The organism is Xanthomonas sp. MUS 060 (assembly GCF_000963215.1).
In the GTDB taxonomy this organism is placed as follows: Bacteria; Pseudomonadota; Gammaproteobacteria; order Xanthomonadales; family Xanthomonadaceae; genus Xanthomonas_A.
Genome location: NZ_JZIM01000058.1, coordinates 1 through 3,682 on the forward strand (window position 1 = coordinate 1; position 3,682 = coordinate 3,682).

General features: G+C 60.2%; 2 protein-coding genes. Both read left to right on the top strand.

Annotated elements, in window-relative coordinates:
• The coding region (locus XANALMUS060_RS22800; protein WP_045739402.1) for an AMP-binding protein at positions 1–304 on the top strand (304 nt) is incomplete at its 5' end.
• 451 nt (positions 305–755) lie between these two features.
• Positions 756–3,682 (top strand): condensation domain-containing protein (locus XANALMUS060_RS17935; protein WP_343122992.1); only part of this gene is annotated, 2,927 nt, incomplete at its 3' end.

A 3,682-nucleotide genomic window follows, 5' to 3' on the forward strand; every position in this document is an offset into this window, starting at 1 on the left:
CAATCCCGACCGCCCGACCGCCATCCATGCTAATGGCCTGACTGCACGGCATCTGGCGTATGTGATCTACACGTCCGGATCGACCGGTATGCCGAAGGAACATCGCGGCATCGCGGGGTCCGTCGTCAATCTGGCGCTTGCACAAATCGGCGCATTTCAGGTTGAAGAAAACAGCCGCGTCTTGCAGTTTGCCTCTTTCAGTTTCGATGCATTTGTTTCTGAATTGCTGGTATCGCTTTTCTACGGAGCCTCACTCTATCTCGGTCAATCTGGCGCTTGCACAAATCGGCGCATTTCAGGTTGAAGAAAACAGCCGCGTCTTGCAGTTTGCCTCTTTCAGTTTCGATGCATTTGTTTCTGAATTGCTGGTATCGCTTTTCTACGGAGCCTCACTCTATCTCGCTGCGCCAGGTGAGAGGCTTGCAGGTGAGAGGCTCGCGGAAATATTGAATGAAAACGAAATCAGTCATGTCACTCTGCCGCCTTCGGTGCTGCATCACTTGCCCGAAGCGACAGCGTTTTCGTCTCTGAAGACACTCGTTGTGGCTGGCGAGGCGCTCTCTGCGGTCATTGCCGGGCACTGGGCTGAAGGAAGGCGTTTAATCAATGCGTATGGTCCGACAGAGACGACGGTCTGCGCCTGTGTACATGAATGCGATGCGAGCGCGACGGGCGCCCCCCCGATTGGTCGTCCGATTGCGAATGTACGGATCTACCTCCTGGATGCACACGGTGCGCCAGTTCCGGTCGGAGTGGTGGGCGAGTTGTATATCGGTGGCGATGGCGTGGGGCGTGGATATTTGAATCGCGACGCATTGACCACCGAGCGTTTCCTCACGGATCCATTCAGCGACGATCCGACGGCGCGGATGTATCGCACTGGTGATTTAGGGCGCTGGCGTGCCGATGGCACGATCGAGTTTGTGGGACGTAACGATCACCAAGTCAAGATTCGTGGTTTCCGTATCGAGTTGGGCGAGATCGAGGCACGGCTGAGCGCGCATGCGGATGTGCGCGAGTGCGTGGTGGTGGCGCTGGCAGATACGACAGGCAGCGCCAAGCGATTGGTGGCGTATTGGGTGGGTGCCGAGGATGTGAAGTCCGAGCATCTTGGCGCGGAGGCATTGCGTAGTTGGCTCTCGGCTGTACTGCCGGATTACATGGTGCCGGCAGCCTATGTGCGGTTGGATCGCTTGCCGCTGACCCCCAACGGCAAGCTGGATCGCAAGGCGTTACCCGCACCGGATGGCGCGGCCTATGCGGCGCGTGCGTATGAGGCACCGCAGGGCGCGACTGAACAAACCATCGCCGCGATCTGGCGCGACCTGCTGGGTCTGGAAACCATCGGGCGGCACGATAACTTCTTCGCCCTCGGCGGACATTCGTTGTTGGCGGTACGGGTCGCCTCGCGCTTGCGTCAGGAGTTGGGTGTCGAGATCGGCGTGGCAGATCTATTCGTGCACGCCACGCTCCATCAGCTTGCCGCGTGTGTGACGTCCTCGTCCGGCGCGGTGCTGCCGCCGATTGTGTCGATTGAGCTGGATGCACCGCGTGTGCTGTCGTTTGCGCAGCAGCGGCTCTGGTTCCTGTCGCAGTTCGAGGGTGTGAGTCAGGCGTATCACATCAGTGGCGGCCTGCGTTTACGCGGGGCGCTGGATGCGCACGCACTGCAGCGTGCGTTGGATCGCATCGTGGCCCGTCATGCGTCGCTGCGCACGACCTTCGTGCTGGTCGATGGACAGGCCTTGCAGCAGATCGCTGCCGAGGATAGTGGTTTCCGGTTGATCGCTCATGACTTGCGTGAGGCTCAGAATCGCGAGGTGGAACTGGAGCGGCTGTTGACCGAAGAAGCGCAAGCGCCATTTGTGCTGGAGCACGGTCCGTTGATCCGTGGTCGACTGGTTAGGCTTGCCGATGACGAGTCCGTTCTCTTCGTCACGATGCATCACATCGTCTCGGATGGGTGGTCGATGGGGATTTTGATCAACGAGCTGAGCGTGTTGTATCGGGCGTTCGCACGTGGCGAAGCCGATCCGCTTGCGCCAGGTGAGAGGCTTGCAGGTGAGAGGCTCGCGGAAATATTGAATGAAAACGAAATCAGTCATGTCACTCTGCCGCCTTCGGTGCTGCATCACTTGCCCGAAGCGACAGCGTTTTCGTCTCTGAAGACACTCGTTGTGGCTGGCGAGGCGCTCTCTGCGGTCATTGCCGGGCACTGGGCTGAAGGAAGGCGTTTAATCAATGCGTATGGTCCGACAGAGACGACGGTCTGCGCCTGTGTACATGAATGCGATGCGAGCGCGACGGGCGCCCCCCCGATTGGTCGTCCGATTGCGAATGTACGGATCTACCTCCTGGATGCACACGGTGCGCCAGTTCCGGTCGGAGTGGTGGGCGAGTTGTATATCGGTGGCGATGGCGTGGGGCGTGGATATTTGAATCGCGACGCATTGACCACCGAGCGTTTCCTCACGGATCCATTCAGCGACGATCCGACGGCGCGGATGTATCGCACTGGTGATTTAGGGCGCTGGCGTGCCGATGGCACGATCGAGTTTGTGGGACGTAACGATCACCAAGTCAAGATTCGTGGTTTCCGTATCGAGTTGGGCGAGATCGAGGCACGGCTGAGCGCGCATGCGGATGTGCGCGAGTGCGTGGTGGTGGCGCTGGCAGATACGACAGGCAGCGCCAAGCGATTGGTGGCGTATTGGGTGGGTGCCGAGGATGTGAAGTCCGAGCATCTTGGCGCGGAGGCATTGCGTAGTTGGCTCTCGGCTGTACTGCCGGATTACATGGTGCCGGCAGCCTATGTGCGGTTGGATCGCTTGCCGCTGACCCCCAACGGCAAGCTGGATCGCAAGGCGTTACCCGCACCGGATGGCGCGGCCTATGCGGCGCGTGCGTATGAGGCACCGCAGGGCGCGACTGAACAAACCATCGCCGCGATCTGGCGCGACCTGCTGGGTCTGGAAACCATCGGGCGGCACGATAACTTCTTCGCCCTCGGCGGACATTCGTTGTTGGCGGTACGGGTCGCCTCGCGCTTGCGTCAGGAGTTGGGTGTCGAGATCGGCGTGGCAGATCTATTCGTGCACGCCACGCTCCATCAGCTTGCCGCGTGTGTGACGTCCTCGTCCGGCGCGGTGCTGCCGCCGATTGTGTCGATTGAGCTGGATGCACCGCGTGTGCTGTCGTTTGCGCAGCAGCGGCTCTGGTTCCTGTCGCAGTTCGAGGGTGTGAGTCAGGCGTATCACATCAGTGGCGGCCTGCGTTTACGCGGGGCGCTGGATGCGCACGCACTGCAGCGTGCGTTGGATCGCATCGTGGCCCGTCATGCGTCGCTGCGCACGACCTTCGTGCTGGTCGATGGACAGGCCTTGCAGCAGATCGCTGCCGAGGATAGTGGTTTCCGGTTGATCGCTCATGACTTGCGTGAGGCTCAGAATCGCGAGGTGGAACTGGAGCGGCTGTTGACCGAAGAAGCGCAAGCGCCATTTGTGCTGGAGCACGGTCCGTTGATCCGTGGTCGACTGGTTAGGCTTGCCGATGACGAGTCCGTTCTCTTCGTCACGATGCATCACATCGTCTCGGATGGGTGGTCGATGGGGATTTTGATCAACGAGCTGAGCGTGTTGTATCGGGCGTTCGCACGTGGCGAAGCCGATCCGCTGGCACTGTT